Source organism: Plantibacter sp. CFBP 8775, assembly GCF_014839505.1.
GTDB classification, from domain to species: Bacteria; Actinomycetota; Actinomycetes; order Actinomycetales; family Microbacteriaceae; genus Plantibacter; species Plantibacter auratus.
In genome coordinates, this window is record NZ_JACYNV010000001.1 from 2,242,501 (window position 1) to 2,259,007 (window position 16,507).

Below are 16,507 nucleotides of genomic sequence, written 5' to 3' on the forward strand. Positions count from 1 at the left end.
CGTGGGCACACGCCCCACCGCGATCAGAGGCCGAGGCGGTCGAGCTGCTCCTCGAACCGGATCTGCACGTCCTCCGGCTCGGCGTCCTCCTCGGTGCTCCAGATCGCGTCGAGCTCCTGTTGGACGGACGCCGGGAGGGCGGCGAACTTCTCGTCCCACGCGGTGATCGGCGTCCAGTACCCGACCACCTTGAAGCGGGTGGCGGGTAGCCCGAGCTCCTTGCGCAGATACTTGCGCACGTCACGGAGGGCCACCGTCTCACCCGCCACCCAGATGTAGCCCTGATCGAGCGGGAGGCGCTCGTCCACGACACTCCGGACGAGCCGACCCAAGGCGCTCGGGCCGTGTCCGTTGCCGCCCACCACCCAGGTGACCGTCACGTCGTCGTTCGTCTCGACCGCGATCCGATCCCGCTCGCTCGGTACCTCGAGCACCACGCGGGTCCGCAGTCCGGGCGGTGTCTGTGCGACGATGCGCGTGACCGCGGGAAGACCGGTGAGGTCAGCGACGAGGACCTGCCAACCGATGTCGGCGGGCGGCGCGTACAGGCCGGTGGGCGAGTTCAGGCCGAGCACGTGCCCGGGCTGGGCGCGAGCCGCCCACGGCCCCGCGACCCCGGCCTCGTGCACGACGAAGTCGATGTCGATCTCGACCGGATCCTGCCGCACGGCGCTGATCGTGTACGTCCGCATCGGTGCCTGCGGGGAGCCCTCCGGCGTCTCCCACCAGTCGCCTGCCGGTACCGGGAGCGAGACCTCCGTCGGGTCGGCACCGTGGGGGAAGAAGACGCGGACGTACTCATCGCCCGTGCCGGTGCTGACGAAGTCCTCGACGCCCGGACCGCCGAGGGTGATGCGGATCAGGTTCGGACTCAGGGGTGTCGCTGCGGTCACGATGCCGCGGTGGATCTTCATGGCGTCTCGGCCTCTCGGGTCGGTTCGGTGTGCTGGGTCGGGTGCGGCCTGTGCGCGAGCCAGGACTCGCGGTAGGGGCCGGGGGAGGCGAGGAGTTCCGCGTGCGTGCCGTGTTGGACGATCCGACCGTCCGCGAAGACCGCGATCCGGTCGGCGGTGGCGGCCTGCTCCAACCGGTGCGCGATCAGCAGCGCGGTCCGGTCCGTCCGGAGGACGGCGATCGCCGCTTCGACGGCGTCGCGATGGTGCAAGCCGACGTCGGCCGTCGCCTCATCGAGGATCACGATCGCCGGGTCCGCCAGGAACGCCCGAGCGACCGCGAGTTGCTGGATGCGTCCCTCGTCCAGCGGCACGGGCGACTCCCTCGAGTCGGTCGGGTCCGCCGCCGGGTCGTCCTGCAACGCGGTGACCGCCCACTCGGCTCCGACGGCACGGAGCGCCGAGACCATCTCGTCCCGGCTGGCGTCCGGAGCCCCGAGCCGGAGGTTGTCGGCGATCGAGCCACGGAAGTGGTGGAGCTCCTGCGACAGGTAGTACGGGGTGTCGTCGACGAGCACCCGCCCGGACGTCGGCGGATGGTGCCCGGCGACGACCCGCGCCAGGGTGCTCTTGCCCGAGCCGGACGTGCCGACGAGCGCCGTGGTCGTCCGGGGCGGTACGTCGATGGTGACCTCCGCGATCCCACGGTCCGTGGTCGGATACCGGAACGTCAGGTCGCGCACTCGGATCGCCGGCGCTGCGGCGACGCCGCCTGCGGCACCGCCGACGGGCGAGGGCGACTCCGGCATCGCGGACGACGCTGCTGCGAGGTCGATGACCCCGACCAGCCGAGCCAGCCCGACCGTGGCCCGCTGGATGTCGTCGAGCCCGAAGATGAGCCGGCCGACCGGATCGAACAGCCGGTGGAACAGGAGCGCGGCGGTGGTCACGAGCCCGACGGTGATCGTGCCCTGCAGGTTGAGGAGGAAGCCGGTCGCCAGGATCGCCGACAGCCCGAGGAGCTCACCCGAGTTGATCCATCGGAACAAACGGTTCGCGACGCGCACACCCTCGATCTGCGCGTCGATGGAGGCGGCCGCGCATTCCCGGACGCGTTCGAGCGCGTGGTCCGTCCCGGTGAACGCGGCGAGCGTCTCCGCGCCGTCGACCGCGTCCAGCACGGCCTGACTGCGTGATGCCTCGCGGATCCTGACCGTGCGGAACACCACGCGGGATCGCCGGAGGAACGCACGGGTCCCGAGGACGTAGCACGGCGCCGAGGCGAGACCGGCGAGCGCGAGCCACGGGTCGACGGCTGCCAGGGCGACGGCCGACACCCCGATCGCGAACCCGGCGGAGAGCAGTGTCGGGGCGACGTTCCCGCCGGCCTCCGCGACCGCGTCGACGTCGCCGGTGACCCGGGACAGGAGATCGGCACGCTCACCGTCGTCGACGGTGCTCACCGGGAGCCGCATGGCCGAGGCGAACACGTCCTCGCGCAGTTCGGCGAGCAGGTCCTGCACCAGCCCCGTGAGCACCCGAGTCGCCCACAGCGTCACCGCGACGGCCCCGACAGCCCCGACGGCGGCTGCGGCCACCCAGCCTGAGACGACGCTCAGCCCGGCGTCGGAAGCGACGGCGTCCACGATCCGCCCGAGACACGCGGGCATCACGACGCCCAGTGCGGCGGCTGCGAGGAAGAGGACCACCACGGCGGCGGTCCGTCCGCCGTGGCGTCTGAGGAGGGCACCGACGACGGTTCGGACGCGGGAGCCGTCGGCGACGGGGAGCATCTCGGCGGTGGTGGGCTCCGTGGCGGGATCAGTCATGGCGGGTCTCCGAACCGGGAGTGAGTTCGACGACCCGGTCGCAGGCGTTCAACAGGACCGGCGAGGTGGTGATGACGACGACGGTGCCGTCGTGCGCCGCGAGCGCTCGGGCGATGCGGGTCTCCGTGAGGACGTCGACGGCCGACGTCGGTTCGTCGAGGACGAGCACGTCCGCACCGGCATGGAGCGCCCTGGCGATGCCGACGCGCTGGCGCTGCCCGCCGGAGAGCCGTCTGCCCGCCTCACCGACCGGTGACGACCAGCCGCCGAGCTGCACGACCGCGTCGTCGAGCGCCGCCATGCCCACGAACACCGCATCCGGGTCGCCGGTCACGTCATGACCGCGGACCGCCTCCGCCAGGGTGCCGCTCATGATGCGCTGGCCGTGCGGTGGCGCGACCACACGACGGCGGTACGCCACCGGGTCGAGGTCCAGCTGGTCGACGAGTCTGCCGTCGACGGCGAGCGAGACGCTGCCGCGCTCGGCGGGGGTCCGCATGCCGAGCAGGCGGGAGAGGGCCCGCGCCGTGTCGCTGTCGGGCGGCCGGACGCCGAGCAGTTCACCAGCACGGACCTCCACCGGTCGGGCCTGGTGTTCGGAGCGGAAGGACAGCACGACGTCGGTCGCAGGGCCGGAGCCGGATGTCTCGCCCAGCCGACCGCCCGTTTCGAGCAGGTCGTCGGCGTCGACGACCGCGGCCAGGCGTTTGGCGGACGCGAGCTTGTGGATCCAGTTCGAGGGGAAGGAACCCGCCTGTGCGAGGTATCCGCTGATGAACTGCGCGAGGCCGAGCACCGTCACGAGCTCGCCGATGCTGATCCGCCCCTCCGCGGCGAACCAGGCGGACAGGCCGACGAGTGCGGCCATGACGAATGCCGCCAGCGTGCCGCTCACGGCGTCGAAGAGGGCGAGGGACCGCCCGGCGGCCGTCGCTGCGCGTCGTGAGACGTCACTGGCGGCGTCATACCGGCGAACGGCCTCAGCACGCCCGCCGATGCCCACGAGCACCCGGAACCCGCTCATGAAGTCGGCGGCCACCGCTCCGGCCTCGGTCGCCGCCCGTTGCTCGGCGAAGCCTCGGCGTTCCAGTGGTCGAGAGACGACGCGCATGACGAGCATCATCCCGATGGTCGACACGAACACCACGATCGTCGCCACCGGCGAGATCACCGACATCGCCAGGGCGGCTCCGATGATGGCCGCGATGGTCGCCGACTGCTGCGCGACCGACCAGGCGACCCCGGCCACCCGGTAGGTGTCGGACGTGACGACCGTCAGCGCCTCACCCGCCGAAAGGTTCTGTCGCGAGAGCTGCGGCCGAAGCATCCGGGACAGCGTGAGGTGTCGGAGCGCCTGTTCGCCGTGCCCGTAGATCGACACCATGAGGCGCGACGCCGACTGGTAGCTCACCGTCAGGACGAGGAAGGTTCCGACCAGGACCCCGATCCAGATCCCGAGGGCGACCGGATCGGACGGCACCACCGCACGGTCGATGGTCGCCCCGATGATCACGGGGATCGCCGCCTCCGACAGGGCGTGCACGATGAGGAGGCCGGTTGCGGCGACGAGCATGGCGCCGCGACCGTCCGCTCCCAGCGCGATGCCGAAGAGGCGCCGCGGCGTGCTGGTCGTCGTCTTGCTCATCGGCTCCGCCGTCCGAGCGGGAGCACCAGCGGGGTACCAGAGACGGGGTCGGTGATGACCTGGCATGGCAGGTCGTACACGGCCTCCACGAGGTCGGCGGTGATGATCTCCTGCGGATCGCCCTGGGCGACGATCGCGCCGTCGCGCATCGCGACGAGATGCGTCGCATAGCGGGCGGCGTGGTTGAGGTCGTGGAGGACCGAGACGAGGGTGGTGCCACTGCGGTGCAGATCCGTGAACAGCTCCATCAGCTCGATCTGGTGCGCGATGTCGAGGAAGGTCGTCGGCTCGTCGAGCAGCAGGTGCTTCGTCTGCTGGGCGAGTGCCATCGCGACCCAGACACGTTGCCGTTGGCCGCCCGAGAGCTCGTCGACCAGCCGGCGGGACAGCTCCGTGACCCCGGTCGCGGCCATCGCCTCCGAGACAGCCGTTTCGTCGGCGCTGCTCCACGTCCGCATCGCGCTCTGGTGCGGGAACCGCCCACGCCCGACGAGGTCGGCGACGGTGATCCCGTCGGGGGCGATGGCGGATTGGGGGAGGAGCCCGAGTCGGCGAGCGGTGTCCTTCGGTTTCGACGCGCGGATGTCCGCCCCGTCGAGGAGGACGGCACCGGCGGTCGGGCGCAGGAGCCGTGCGAGTCCGCGGAGCAGGGTCGACTTGCCGCAGGCGTTCGGTCCGATGATGATCGTGAACGAGTCGTCCGGCACCTCGAGCGACAGCTCGGAGACGATCGGAGCATCGCCGTAGCCCAGGGTGAGGTCGCGGGCGAGGAGCGACGTGGTCATGGGAGTTCCTTTCACGTGCGGCGCACGAACTGGGCGGCCAGCAGGCAGGTCAGATAGATGCCACCGACCGAGAGCGTCACCACGCCGACCGGGACCGCGAGCAGCTGGGCGACGGCGTCGGAGACGACGACCAGGGCGGCTCCGGTGAGCATCACCGGCGCGAGGCCCATCGGGGTGTTCGAGCGGGTGAGCCGTTGAGCGATCTGCGGGGCGGCCAAGGCGATGAACGAGATCGGGCCGGCGGCGGCGGTGACGAGCGCCACGAGGGCCACACCGACCACCATGGCGATCAGCCGGGTGCGTCCAGGGCGCACGCCGAGGGCCATGGCGGCGTCGTCGCCCATCTCGAGCACGGGGAGCGAACGTCGGAGTGGCCGAGCAAGCATGGCGAACACGACGAAGGCCGTGGCGGCGGGGAGGAGCTGGTCGAAGCCGAGCGAGGTGAGGGATCCGGCCCCCCACGTGGCCGCCATCATCGCCTGCTCGACGCTGACGGAGATGAGGATCCAGGAGGTGAGGGAACCGAGCCCGGCCGAGACGCCGATGCCGACGATGATCAGCCGGAAGGACGACATGGTGTGGCGGTTCGCGAGGACGGCGACGAGCAGGGCGGTCAGCAGACCGCCGACGAGTGCCCCGGCGGCTTTGAACAGGTAGGTGTTGAGCCCGAGGACGAGCATCGTCAGCGTGACGCCGAACTGCGCGCCGACACCGAATCCGATGATGTCCGGTGAGCCGAGCGGGTTGCGGGTGAGCGACTGGAAGATCCCCCCGGCGAGCGCGAGCGCCGCTCCGCAGAGCACCGCGAACAGCACCCTCGGCAGTCGCCACTCGGTCACGACCTGGCGGACGTCCGGGTCGGATGCGGGGTCGACGATCGCCCGGATCACCGCGTCGAAGCCGATCTCGTACGCTCCGATCGTCGTCGCGAACAGCCCTGCTCCGATGATCACCACGATGAGAGCGAGGCACACGAGGACGGACCGCACGGGTACGAGCGTCGCGATGTGCGCGGTCTCCACGCGGATCAGCCGTCGTCCATGGTCGATGACGCTCACAGTCCGCTCACCCGCTTCCGACGCACCAGCATGATCAGGATGGGAGCGCCGAGGAGCGCCGTGACGATCCCCACCCGGAGCTCTCCGGACGGCAACACGATCCGGCCGAGGACGTCTGCGAGCAGCAGGAACGCGGGGCCGATCACCATCGAGTACGTCAGCACCCAGCGTTGGTCGGGGCCTGTGAACCACCGCACGACATGGGGGATCATGAGTCCCACGAAGGCGATGGGACCGGCGGCTGCGACGCCCGTGCCGGCCAGGAGGGTGACGGCCACGACGACCCACACCCGGGTGCTGCGCACTCGCGCACCGAGCGCCTGGGCGAGCTCGTCTCCCAGGGTCAGGGCATTCAGCGACCGGGCGCAGAGCAGACCGATCACGAGGCCCGCGACGATCAGCGGAGCAGCCCACGTGAGCTGGTCGAGGGTGCGTCCACCGATGGATCCCACGCTCCAGAAGCGCATGACCTGGAGGGTGCCTTCGTCCCGCAGCACGATCGCGGTGGTGAAACCGGTGCAGGCGGCACCGAGGGCGACCCCCGCGAGGGTCAGTTTCATCGGGGTCGCGCCCGAGGCTCCCACGGATCCGAGCGTGTAGACGATCACCGTGAGGATGAACGCACCCGCCAGGGCGAACGGGACGTAGGTGCCGGGAGTCGTCAGTCCCAGGACACCGACCGCGAAGGTCACGGCGAACGACGCACCGGCGTTCACCCCGAGGATGCCCGGGTCGGCGAGCGGGTTGCGGGTGAAGGCCTGGATGAGCCCGCCGCAGACGGCGAGCGCCGCACCGACCAGGATGCCGAGCAGCGTCCGTGGGACGCGGAGCTCCATGACCATGAGGTGCAGGGGGTTCGCGTCGTCGTAGGCGGCGAGCGCACGGACGACGGTCAGTGGATCGATGGCCCGATTGCCGATGGCGAGCGAGGCGACGGCTGCGGCGATCAGCACCACGGTGGCGACGAGGAGCCCGACGGCGAGGGTCCCGGTGCGGTGGGGCGAGACGTCCGCGCGTCCGGCCCCACCGGGCGTCGGGACGTCCGCCGCCCCGCCCGCAGCCGGCGCTGCTGACGGGGCGGCGGACCGGGAGATCTCCGACGTCACTTGCCGTCGATGGTCGGCTCGCCCTGCAGCGCCGCTGCGAGGTCGTCGACGTAGCCGGGCAGGACGTACTGCAGGGACAGGACGGTCGGCGCGCTGATGGCCGAGGCCTTGGCGGCGTCGGCGTAGATCACGTAGGACCCGGCGGCGATCGGCGACCAGCGCGACACCACGGCGTTCTCGACCGTGTACGTCCCTTCCTCGGCACTCCCGCCCCACGCGGCGAACAGGTCGGCGTCCACGTCGTAGAGCTGCTCGAGGCTGACGCCGGTGTACCAGTTGTCGCCCTCGGCGCTCGCGAGGAAGCTGTCCATCGCCGACGTCGAGGTGAAGCCGAGCGCTTCGGTGATGCGGACCCGCGGGTCGTACTCGAGGTAGACGCCGAGGTCCGTCCCGCCCTCGTTCAGGGTGAGGCCCCAGACGAAGCTCTTGTCGTCGAACTCGGGGTGTGCGTCGGCGAGGGAGCTGATGAGGTCCTCGGTCTCGCCGATGAGCTCCTCGGCCTTGGCCTCCTCCGACATCGCCTTCCCGACGGTGCGGGTCATGCCCTCCCAGGTGCCCGGGTTCCAGGGTCCCTCGATGTACGGGACGGTCGGGGCGATCTCGGTGAGCCGCTCGTATTCGATGTCGGTGACACCGGAGTAGAGGCTGAGGATCAGGTCGGGCTTCAACGACTTGATCGCCTCGTAGTTCGGGCCGTCGTCCGTGAAGGGGATGATCTCGGGCATCTCGCCGTACGCCTCGGAGACGTAGTCCTCGAACCAGGGCTGGTAGCCGCTCTCACCGGCTCCCCAGACCTCTTCGATGCCGACGGGGTTGGTGCCGAGGGCGGCGACGATGTCGGGCGTCATCCACCCGAGGGCCACGATCCGTTCCGGCTTCTCCGGGATGACGGTCTCACCGTGGGCGTGTTCGATGACGACGCCGTCGGTCGATGCCGTCGTCGATCCGGTGTCGCCGGTGGCGGCCGAACATCCGGCGAGGGCGAGAGCGGTGGCGATGACGGCGGCGAGGAGGGTGGATCCTCGGCGGACGTTCGGGCGCGCGAAAGCGTGCGGCATGGGGCTCCTTTGAAGAGGGGGGGAGTGGGATCACCGCTGGCGATCCAGAAGTTAGGTAAGCATGTCCTAACAGAACGATCGTAGGGCGCTTCCGCGCGCGACAGTGTCGAGTATCCGACGAGTTCTGTCGCCGATCCGACACGACGATGCGTGCCCGGGTGGATCAGCGCCAGTAGAGCTGATGGGCGGGGTCCGCCTGCACCCGTTCCACGTACTCCCGCGGGGTCATGCCGAACCGGGCTCGGAAGCTCGCGGAGAAGGCGCTCGAGGACGCGTACCCGCACCGGTGCGCGGCCGCCCCGATCGGCATGCCGTCGATGATCAGCCGCGCCGCCAGCGTCATCCGGACACCCGTCCGCCACCGGGCGAAACTCATCCCGGTGTCGTGCTGGAAGATCCGCAGCACGGTGCGCTCGTGGAGGCCGTGCACGTCCAACAGCTCGCGCGCGCCCCGGAGGTCACCCGGGTCGGCGAGGATCGCACGGACGAGCGGACGGACACGATCGTCAGACGGCATCGGGATCTCGCCCCAGCCGTCCGCCGTCTCCGGCGCGGGCTGCTGCAGCATCTCGATGAGGACCGCCTGCGCACGGACCCGGAGGTCGGTCGGCATGTCGTTGATCCCGAGGTGGAGCAACATCTCCTGCACCGCACGCGGGACCAGGACCTGGGTGACGGTCTCGACGGGCGCGATCAGCGAGCTGGCGGGGAGGTAGGTGTAGCACCCGGTGGAGTCGCGCTCGTGGTGCGCGGTGTGCGGCGTGTGTGCTGGGATCCACACGCCCTGACCCGGTGCGAGGCGCCACAACGCGTTCGGGAGGTGCACCCACACGGTGCCGCGGTAGCACCAGGCGAGCATGGCGTCCGGATGACGGTGCGGTGGCGAGAGCGGTCGACTCCCGGTGTCCTCGTCGGTGACGACGCCGGTGCCCATCAGATACGGTTCGGCGACGGACGACGGATGCTCGGGGCTCGCGTCCCAGTCGACCTGGCTGTACGGGCTCAACGAGCGCTCGTGCCGGCGTCGCCGATCAGCGGGAGGCCGTCGTCGTCGAAGTGGACGCCCTTCGCGGCCAGACGGTGTTCCGCCTCGTGGTGGACGACGCCACGCTTGCGCGGATCGGCTTCGAGGAGGCGGAGCAAGAGCTCCTCGGTCGCGTTCGGGTGCAGCGCGATCTCGATGCGCGCACCCCAGAATCGATCCTTGAGGAAGAGCTCCAACGCCGCTGGGTCGGCTGCCGGGTTGTGCGCCGCAGCGGCGCGGATCGCCTGATTGGGGTCGTTCGCGAGGACGGAGAACTCCTCGAACGTGCTTGCCGATCTCGCGAGCTCGTAGCGACGTTCCTCGTCGGCGATCTGCTCCGGCGTCTTGCGTCTGGCCACGGTGGTCCCTTCGTCGCGTCGCCGTCAACCTACCTGGCTCGCACGATGTTCGACAACGGCGGCTTGCCGCGATGACCCGCAGACGGGACACTGGGGTCGCTGCATGGACGTCATGAGCGTGATCTTCGGGGGAAGGAGCAGCGATGACCGCTGCACCGGGATGGTACGAGGCGGGGACGCCGGGCAAGCTGCGCTGGTGGGATGGAACGCAGTGGACTGCTCAGGAGGCCGACGCCGCGCCACGGGTGAAGCAGCAGGCGCCGACTCCCATGGTGTCGCCGTCGCAGCTGCCGTCCGGACCGCAGCTGGGCTGGTATCCGACGGGGCCGGATCAGCTCCGATGGTGGGACGGCTCGCATTGGACGGGGCTCAGGGTCAAGAACGGGAAGCCCGGGACCGATTGGGCGACCACCGAGCAGCCGAGCTTGGCCTGGGTGTTCGGATCGGTCTTCCTCGTGCTGGCGATCGCGCAGTTCAGCCTCGGCGCGCTGTCCACCCACCTGTCGTTCAACGGATTCCCGATGCTCCTCCTGACGCTGCTCTGGTTCGGTATCGCCGCCCAGACGACCGCCGTGCGGCGGATCCCGCAGCCGGTCGGCACCCCGGTGGTCACGGACGTGGGCCGTCCGTTACCCGGTGAGCAGGACGGTCCCGGTGCCGGTTGGTACTCCGTGTCGTCTCGGGCGACGAGGTGGTGGACCGGCTCACGCTGGGCCCAGTACGTCGGAACCCAGTACGGCATCCGGCCGACGTTCCATGGAGCGCGCGCGTTCCGCACCTATCTCGTCATGTCCTGGGTCGTCCTCGGGATCGGTGTGCTCGCCTTGGCCGTCGGCGTGGTCATCCTCGTCAACAGCAGCGGCGACGGCTACGGCTTCCTCGGAGGGTTCATCGGCGGCATCGTCGTCGGTGGCGGCGTCCTGTTCGCGGTCCTCGGCGGGGTGCTCCTGATCATGTCGCGGATACAGCGCCGGCTCCTGCTCCTCCCGGAGCAGCCGCCCGGGCACTGACCGCGGCGCGGCACAAGGGGAGGACGGCCCGTCGTCCGCGGGTAGGCTCGTCAGTCGGATGCGAAGCGTCCGACCACCGATCCGAAGGGCACATGATGACCACGCAGGAACTGACCATCTCGAACTTCGAGGACACCGTGTCGGCCGAAGGCATCGTCCTGGTCGACTTCTGGGCCGAGTGGTGCGGCCCGTGCAAGGCTTTCGGCCCCGTCTTCGAGCAGTCGAGCGAGCAGCACCAGGACGTCGTGTTCACCAAGGTCGACACTGAGGCGAACCAGGAGCTCGCGAGCGGGATGCAGATCACGTCGATCCCCACGCTCATGGCGTTCCGCGACGGCGTGCTCGTCTTCTCGCAGGCCGGTGCCCTCCCCGCGCCGGCACTCGAGGACCTCATCTCGCAGGTGCGCGGTCTCGACATGTCCGAGGTGCACGCCGCCATCGCAGCGGCGAAGGCCGAGGCACAGGCCGAGTAGCCGACGTCCTGAGGAGGCGGTCAGTCTTCCTGATCGCCGGGCGGACGCGCGAACTCGAGCCGGTGGACACCGGGCTCGTCGAGCCTGATCCGCAGCCGCCTGGCCGGCGCGCCGTCCTCCAGCCGTGTCGGCAGTGCGCCGCCAGGGCCCGTGATGGCGATCGTCGAGCCGTCGTCCGGCAGCTCGACGAGCACGCCGCCAGCCGTGAGAAGCAGGGTCGCCGCGACGGGGCGATGACGGCTCCACTCGACATCCGCGACGTGTCCACCCCGGACCCGGAACCCTCGGAACCGTCCCGCCGACCACTCGGCCGGGAGGGTCGGCAGCAGCGACAGGACACCGCCGTGTCCCTGGACGAGCAACTCGACGACACCGGCCGTCCCACCCAGGTTGCCGTCGATCTGGAACACGTCGTCGAGGTCGCCCATCGGGTGCAGGTCGAGCAGCGAGGCCGATGACAGCGGACCGAGCAGCGTGTCGAGCGCCTCGGACGCGAGCCCTGGATCACGGAGTCGTGCGGCCAGGCAGAGGACCCAGGCCATGCTCCACCCGGTTCCGCCCCCGCCGTTCGCGAGTCTCCGTCGCAGTGCGCGTCGGGCTGCCTCGACGTGCTCGGGCGTGGCCGATTCGGTGATCCGCGTCCCCGGATACAGGCCGTACAGGTGGGAGAGGTGTCGGTGGCCGGGCTCGGTCGGCTCCCGCTCCTCGGCCCACTCCAGGAGTGTTCCGTCGCGGCCGACCTGCGGCAGTCGGAGGGTGGCCACGGTGTCGCGTGCTCGAGCCAGGAGCCCGACGTCCGCGATGCCGTCGCCGACCCGCTCCGCGAGGGCGAGGTACTCGCGGAGGCACTCGTGCGCCAGCTCCTGATCCATCGCCGCGCCGGCCGTCATCGCCGCCGTGTGATCCGTGTCGACCACGAACCGGTTCTCCGGTGAGGTCGACGGACTCACGACCAGCGATCCGGCGGCATCCGTGACGACCATTCCCAGGACGAACGAGACCACCGGCTCGACGGTCTGCAGGACGGCGACGCGCGCGGCGTGATCAGCGCCACCGTCGTCCAGACGGCGGTGGAGGTGCGCGACGAGCCAGGGGAGCGCGCTCGGCCAGTTCGCCCAGTGCGCGTCGAGCGGCACGGCGTCCGTGTGTCGCCAGAGGTCGCTGTTGTGGTGGGCTGCCGCCCCGTCGAGGCCGTAGGACTCGCCGCCGGTGCGCTGTCCGGCGTCCACCAGTTCGCCGATGAACCGGGTGAGTGGCTCGACGAGGTCACCCAGGCCGGTGCTCTCCGCCGGCCAGTAGTTCATCTGGAGGTTGATGTTGGTGGTGAAGTTCGCGCTCCAGGGCGGTCTGACCTGATCGTTCCAGACCCCCTGGAGGTTCGCCGGCTCACTCCCCGGTCGGGAGCTGCCGATGAGGAGCGCCCGTCCGAGGTCGAAGTAGCGCTCCGCGAGGTCGGCCGACGCGGACGCCGATGCCGAGAGGTCCAGTTCGACGCGGTCGAAGAGCGACCGATGGTCGGCGACGTGCCGATCGAGCAGCGCTTCGCCGGATCGCTGCAACGCACGCGAGACCGTCCCCTGGGCGTGCTCCAGCAGCGTGGACGGGTCGCCCGACGGTCGTTCTCGCCACCCGCGGTGCCCGGAACGTGCACCGGCGACGAGGCGGAACCCGCCCGGGATCGGCTGCACCGCGACCACCAGCGCCCAGGCCATGCCGGCGTCGACGAGACCCTCGGCGTCCGGGACGTCGGTCGGGTACCGGACGGCCTCGTCCTCGTCACCGCCGAGATATGAGGGTCGCACGCTCGCCGGCGCACGGCCGGTCGCCGACCACCACCGGGTGTCGCCGACCGTGCGCTCCTCCGTCGTCGACGGGTGCGGCGTCGCGAACCCGACCAGCGGTTCACGGACACCGTCACCCAGCAGCTCGACGACCAGCACGTCGTCCACCGCCGACACGAACGCGTGGAGCGTGACCGCCTCGCCACCGCTCGTGGACGTCGTCTCGACGACGCCGCGCGCGAGATCGGAGGTCCGTGTCGAGCGCGAACCGCTGTCGGGCGACGCGTAGTCGATGGTGAGGCGCCCGAGCGGCTGGAAGGACTCGGTGAACGTGGTCCCGCGCAGTGCAGCCGAGCGGGCATCGGCCGCCACGGGATCGCCGTCGGCGATCGCCCGGCGCACGGACTCCAGCGGACTGGGAAGCGAGCGGCCCGCCGGCCCGTCGCCAGGACGTCGCGGACCTCCAGACCACAACGTGTCCAGGGAGAGGTCGATGCCCTCCCGTCCGGGCACACCGTCGAGCGCCGCGCCCAACGTCCCGTTCCCGATGAGGAACCGATCGACGAACCGGGTGGCCGGTCCGTCGAGTTCGATTCGATGACGCTCGACGCGCTGCTGTCGGAGGTCCATCAGTGGTCGAGTCGGAGCAGCACGGCACCGTGCGCGGGCAGGGACGTGTCGACGGCGCCGTCGACGACCGGCAACGGCCGACCACTCCACAGCTCGGTGACGGACGATCGATCGGCGCAACCGAGATCGGCCAGGTGCACCCGCAGCTCCGTGTCCCCATCGCCGAGCCAGAACACCGCGCGCCACCGGGTCTCGCCGAACTCAGCCGCCCAGACGACGAGGTCGCCGTCGCGGATGATCTCCCGGCTCCCGTCGCTGCCGAGCAGTGCGAGCACGTCCGGGTTGGTCAGGAGCGCGAGCGTGTGCGCCGGGGTGTCCGGGAGGTGGCCGCCGAAGAAGAGCGGCGACCGGCCGATGCACCAGAGGGTCATGAGCGTCCGTTGTTCGTCCAGGGTGAGGCGACTCAGCCGGTCCGAACCGACGTGGGCGCGGATGCCGATCCGCCCCAGCGGGAGCATGTCCGCATCGGCCCACGCCCCCGGACGCTGGAGGGGCGCCCAGCGGGCCAGGCGCTGGAACTGTTCGAGCACCGCCGACCAGTCGTCCCAAAGATCGTCGGAGATCCGCCACAGCTGCGCCGTCGATCGAAGGGTGTCGAGGTGCTCGGTCGAGAGTCGCTTCCCCGGGGACAGGCTGAGCACCATCGGTCGACCAGTCGCGTCGATCGCCCGCGAGATGGCCTCGATCTCGGCGGTCTGGATCGGTGGGTAGAGCACGTCGTCGAGCTTGATGAGGTCGACACCCCAGTCCGCGAGCTGTGCCATGACCGAGTCGTAGTAGGCCTGGGCGCCCGGGGCGGTCATGTCGACGCCGACGTTGTCGGGGTTCCACGAGCAGACGTTGGACGGATCGGCGATCTCCCCGCAGCGGGCGGTCGAACCGAGGATCGGTAGGTCGAGGTCGACGGCCAGACGCGGCACGCCACGCATGAGGTGCACCCCGAAGCGGAGCCCGAGCGCGTGGACGCGGTCGGCGAGCGCGCGGAAGCCGCCCGACGCCGCAGACGGGAACCGGTTCGGAGCGGGTTGCGGTCGGCCCCAGGCGTCGAGCGTCGGCTGGGAGACGCGCTCGTAGTCGCCGACGCCGGGCGCCGGTTCGTACCACTGGATGTCGACGACCACCGTGTCCCAGCCGACGGGCAGCAGGTGCTCGGCCAGGAACGCGGCGTTGGCAAGTACCTCGGCCTCCGTGACGGACCCTCCGAAGCAGTCCCAGCTGTTCCAGCCCATCGGCGGGCGGTCCGCCCGCGCCCGACGTGCTGCACGCACCTCGGTGACCGCAATCTCAACCTCGCTCATGGCGCGACGACCTGAGCCGTGATCGTTGCGAACGAGTGCGGTGGGAGCGTGACGCGAAGACCCGTCGGTGTGACGTCGAGACCCGTGAGCGGTCGCGGTGACACGGCGTCGGTCTCACCGGGACGGTTGTGGGCGTCGGGCCGCGCAGCGGTGAGCAGCCGGCCGTGCGGCTCGACCACGGACCCGCCACGGACGTCGACCTCGATGACGAGTGGCGCGTCGAGGTCGACGTTCGTCAGCGAGCAATGGAGGACGCCGTCCTTGACGCTCGCCGAGGCGGAGACGGTCGGGATGCCACCCGCGTGTGCGGCGTCGGCGTCGCGGACCGGCCCGACCACGTGCGTCGGGAGGGACGTGGCGTCCTGGTGCGGGCTGTTCATCTCGAAGACGTGGAAGGTGGGCGTCCGGACCATCTCGCCGCCGTCGGGATCGGTCAGGAGCATCGCCTGCAGGACGTTGACCGTCTGCGCGATGTTGGCCATGCGCAGCCGGCCCGCGAATCGGTGGAAGACGTCGAAGTGCCAGGCGGCGACCATGGCGTCGCGGATGGTGTTCTGCTGGAACAGATGCCCGGGGTGCGTGCCCGGCTCGACGTCCCACCAGGTGCCCCACTCGTCGAGCACCATGCCGAACCGTTCCTCCGGGTCGTACACGTCCATGACGGCGGCGTGCGACGACAGCAGCTGCTCGACGCCCTGTGCTGCGGTGATCGTGCTCCAGTACTCCGCGGCGTCGAACCCGGTCGCGCTGCCCTTCGCCTTCCAGCTGCCGCCGATCGTGTAGTAGTGCACCGAGACGGCTTCCCAGGGGGTCGCCGAGAACGGGTGGGTGGCCACGTCGGCGACGACCTCCATCAGCGTCTTGGTCCAGGCCACGTCGAACCCGTCGGCGCCGGCGGCGACCCGGTAGAGCGGGACCTTCCCGCCGCTCTCGCAGAACGTGCCGAATTGGCGTGCCAGGTCCGCGTACGCGCCGGCGCGCAGGTTGCCACCGCATCCCCAGGGCTCGTTTCCCAGCCCCCAGAACGGGACGTCCCACGGCTCCTCCCGGCCGTTCGCCCGACGCAACTCGGCCATCGGGGTCTCCCCGGCACCGGTCAGGTACTCGATCCAGTCGGCCATCTCCTGCACCGTGCCCGAACCGAGGTTGCCCGAGACGTAGGCGTCGGCGCCGAGGAGCTCGCACAGCTCCATGAACTCGTGGGTGCCGAACGCGTTGGTCTCGCTCGTCCCGCCCCATTGCGTGTTGACGAGCTTCGGGCGGTCCTCGCGAGGTCCGATGCCGCTCGTCCAGTGATAGCGGTCCGCGAAGCATCCGCCCGGCCAGCGGAGGTTCGGGATGCGCAGTTCGCGGAGCGCCTCCACGACGTCGAGCCGGATGCCGCCGATGTTCGGCACGGGCGAGTCCTCGCCGACCCAGAAGCCGTCGTAGATCCCGCGCCCGAGGTGTTCCGCGAAGTGGCCGTAGACGTGTCGATTGATCGTGGGGCCCGGCCGGTCGAGGTCGACGGTGACGGTCGCAGTGGAGTCCATGGGTGATGTGGTCCTGTTCTGTGCAG

At 70.6% G+C, this 16,507-nt stretch carries 14 protein-coding genes; 2 read left to right on the plus strand and 12 right to left on the minus strand.

Going from position 1 to position 16,507, the window contains the following annotated elements; all coding sequences use genetic code 11:
* Window positions 1-23 precede the first annotated feature (23 nt).
* From IFR14_RS10615 to IFR14_RS10655, 9 genes are all read right to left on the minus strand, one after another.
* The gene (locus tag IFR14_RS10615; protein WP_191941042.1) at window positions 24-914 is read right to left on the minus strand and encodes a siderophore-interacting protein; all 891 of its coding nucleotides are present in this window, start codon (window positions 912-914) and stop codon (window positions 24-26) included.
* Window positions 911-2,722 carry an ABC transporter ATP-binding protein gene (locus IFR14_RS10620; protein ID WP_191941043.1) on the minus strand — a complete coding sequence of 604 codons (1,812 nt, stop codon included), beginning with the start codon at window positions 2,720-2,722 and terminating at the stop codon, window positions 911-913. Before IFR14_RS10620 ends, IFR14_RS10615 begins: the two co-directional genes overlap by 4 nt.
* Window positions 2,715-4,367: an ABC transporter transmembrane domain-containing protein gene (locus IFR14_RS10625; RefSeq protein ID WP_191941044.1), complete on the minus strand. Its 1,653-nt coding sequence runs from the start codon at window positions 4,365-4,367 to the stop codon at window positions 2,715-2,717. The genes IFR14_RS10620 and IFR14_RS10625 overlap by 8 nt, the downstream gene beginning before the upstream one ends.
* Complete coding sequence (locus tag IFR14_RS10630; RefSeq protein ID WP_191941045.1) at window positions 4,364-5,152, minus strand: ABC transporter ATP-binding protein; 789 nt, start codon at window positions 5,150-5,152, stop codon at window positions 4,364-4,366. The genes IFR14_RS10625 and IFR14_RS10630 overlap by 4 nt, the downstream gene beginning before the upstream one ends.
* Before the next feature lie 11 nt (window positions 5,153-5,163).
* A complete protein-coding gene (locus tag IFR14_RS10635; protein WP_191941046.1) occupies window positions 5,164-6,210 on the minus strand; it encodes an iron chelate uptake ABC transporter family permease subunit in 1,047 nt (348 codons plus the stop codon).
* Entirely contained in the window at window positions 6,207-7,316 is a 1,110-nt protein-coding gene (locus IFR14_RS10640) for an iron chelate uptake ABC transporter family permease subunit (protein WP_191941047.1), read from the minus strand. The genes IFR14_RS10635 and IFR14_RS10640 overlap by 4 nt, the downstream gene beginning before the upstream one ends.
* Window positions 7,313-8,374: an ABC transporter substrate-binding protein gene (locus IFR14_RS10645; RefSeq protein ID WP_191941048.1), complete on the minus strand. Its 1,062-nt coding sequence runs from the start codon at window positions 8,372-8,374 to the stop codon at window positions 7,313-7,315. Before IFR14_RS10645 ends, IFR14_RS10640 begins: the two co-directional genes overlap by 4 nt.
* A 163-nt stretch (window positions 8,375-8,537) precedes the next feature.
* Entirely contained in the window at window positions 8,538-9,380 is an 843-nt protein-coding gene (locus tag IFR14_RS10650) for a helix-turn-helix transcriptional regulator (RefSeq protein WP_191941049.1), read from the minus strand.
* Window positions 9,377-9,757, minus strand: a complete 381-nt coding sequence (locus IFR14_RS10655) for a hypothetical protein (RefSeq protein ID WP_191941050.1) — start codon at window positions 9,755-9,757, stop codon at window positions 9,377-9,379. The genes IFR14_RS10650 and IFR14_RS10655 overlap by 4 nt, the downstream gene beginning before the upstream one ends.
* A gap of 143 nt (window positions 9,758-9,900) precedes the next feature.
* Here IFR14_RS10655 and IFR14_RS10660 point away from each other — a divergent pair, with 143 nt between their 5' ends.
* Window positions 9,901-10,767, plus strand: a complete 867-nt coding sequence (locus IFR14_RS10660; protein ID WP_191941051.1) for a DUF2510 domain-containing protein — start codon at window positions 9,901-9,903, stop codon at window positions 10,765-10,767.
* A 95-nt stretch (window positions 10,768-10,862) separates the two neighbouring features.
* Complete coding sequence (gene trxA, locus IFR14_RS10665) at window positions 10,863-11,240, plus strand: thioredoxin (protein ID WP_056006082.1); 378 nt, start codon at window positions 10,863-10,865, stop codon at window positions 11,238-11,240.
* Window positions 11,241-11,260: 20 nt separating this feature from the next.
* Here trxA and IFR14_RS10670 read toward each other — a convergent pair whose 3' ends face one another.
* From IFR14_RS10670 to IFR14_RS10680, 3 genes are read right to left on the minus strand one after another with little or no spacing between them, the layout of a single operon-like run.
* Complete coding sequence (locus IFR14_RS10670) at window positions 11,261-13,651, minus strand: glycosyl hydrolase family 95 catalytic domain-containing protein (RefSeq protein ID WP_191941052.1); 2,391 nt, start codon at window positions 13,649-13,651, stop codon at window positions 11,261-11,263.
* Entirely contained in the window at window positions 13,651-14,949 is a 1,299-nt protein-coding gene (locus tag IFR14_RS10675; RefSeq protein WP_229938819.1) for a glycoside hydrolase family 27 protein, read from the minus strand. Before IFR14_RS10675 ends, IFR14_RS10670 begins: the two co-directional genes overlap by 1 nt.
* Complete coding sequence (locus IFR14_RS10680) at window positions 14,946-16,481, minus strand: alpha-N-arabinofuranosidase (protein ID WP_191941053.1); 1,536 nt, start codon at window positions 16,479-16,481, stop codon at window positions 14,946-14,948. The genes IFR14_RS10675 and IFR14_RS10680 overlap by 4 nt, the downstream gene beginning before the upstream one ends.
* Between the last annotated feature and the right edge of the window lie 26 nt (window positions 16,482-16,507).

Bases quoted from the DNA above. Each gene is read 5' to 3' on its own strand.
- IFR14_RS10670 (WP_191941052.1), bottom strand. From the start codon at position 13,651: ATGGACCTCCGACAGCAGCGCGTCGAGCGTCATCGAATCGAACTCGAC.
- IFR14_RS10625 (WP_191941044.1), bottom strand. From the start codon at position 4,367: ATGAGCAAGACGACGACCAGCACGCCGCGGCGCCTCTTCGGCATCGCG.
- IFR14_RS10630 (WP_191941045.1), bottom strand. From the start codon at position 5,152: ATGACCACGTCGCTCCTCGCCCGCGACCTCACCCTGGGCTACGGCGAT.
- IFR14_RS10615 (WP_191941042.1), bottom strand. From the start codon at position 914: ATGAAGATCCACCGCGGCATCGTGACCGCAGCGACACCCCTGAGTCCG.
- IFR14_RS10675 (WP_229938819.1), bottom strand. From the start codon at position 14,949: ATGAGCGAGGTTGAGATTGCGGTCACCGAGGTGCGTGCAGCACGTCGG.
- trxA (WP_056006082.1), top strand. From the start codon at position 10,863: ATGACCACGCAGGAACTGACCATCTCGAACTTCGAGGACACCGTGTCG.
- IFR14_RS10620 (WP_191941043.1), bottom strand. From the start codon at position 2,722: ATGACTGATCCCGCCACGGAGCCCACCACCGCCGAGATGCTCCCCGTC.
- IFR14_RS10680 (WP_191941053.1), bottom strand. From the start codon at position 16,481: ATGGACTCCACTGCGACCGTCACCGTCGACCTCGACCGGCCGGGCCCC.
- IFR14_RS10660 (WP_191941051.1), top strand. From the start codon at position 9,901: ATGACCGCTGCACCGGGATGGTACGAGGCGGGGACGCCGGGCAAGCTG.
- IFR14_RS10645 (WP_191941048.1), bottom strand. From the start codon at position 8,374: ATGCCGCACGCTTTCGCGCGCCCGAACGTCCGCCGAGGATCCACCCTC.